Source organism: Herbiconiux daphne (assembly GCF_024979295.1).
Taxonomy (GTDB): Bacteria; Actinomycetota; Actinomycetes; order Actinomycetales; family Microbacteriaceae; genus Herbiconiux; species Herbiconiux daphnes.
Map to the genome: position 1 here is coordinate 1 of NZ_JANLCJ010000471.1, position 647 is coordinate 647.

Annotated in this window: 2 protein-coding genes; both read left to right on the plus strand. The window is 39.9% G+C overall.

Annotated elements, in window-relative coordinates; translation table 11 throughout:
* On the plus strand, positions 1–270 hold a 270-nt coding region (locus N1032_RS25920; protein WP_259543497.1), incomplete at its 5' end, for a phage holin, LLH family.
* Positions 271–328: 58 nt separating this feature from the next.
* On the plus strand, positions 329–647 hold a 319-nt coding region (locus tag N1032_RS25925), incomplete at its 3' end, for a hypothetical protein (protein WP_259543498.1).

Sequence of the window (647 nt, forward strand, 5' to 3'; positions counted from 1 at the left end):
GTCTATGTCAAGCTTACAAAAGATGCACATGATAAGTCCATTAAAATAATGCGAGCTCGAGCTGAGATCATTGTCCGAGCTTTAGATCAATCAGGTTTTGAAAACATCGTCAAGAAACAAATGGCGGTTACAAAACTAGGAATGATTGCATCTGAATTTAAAATAGATTTATCATCAGATCAAGCTAGTGAATACATTGAAGATGCTGTTAACCGTGTTCGAGCTATCATGAATCCACCAGTGGAACAGAATGATAAAATCGAAGGTTAAAATCATTTTCTACTAGTACTCCAAAGTTTTGCGAAATCTAAAAGAAAGTGGAAAGCGAATGCCTAACGAACTTAGAAAACAACGCCCTGCTAGGACACCCGAACAGCGTGAGAAGCAATTAGTTGCACTTGCAGTTGATTTGGTAGAGCAACGTTTAATCGACGGGACTGCCTCTTCTGCTGAGATTGTGCATTTATTAAAATTATCATCACCAGTCGTACGACTAGAGCGGCAAAAACTTGAAATGGAAAATGCACTGATACAAGCGAAAATTGATACGCTTAATGCAGAGCGACAAAATGCAGAAGCCTACCAAGAGGCAATCGAAGCGATGCGTTCTTATCAACCATCACAGGTCGATTACATCGATGGCGACT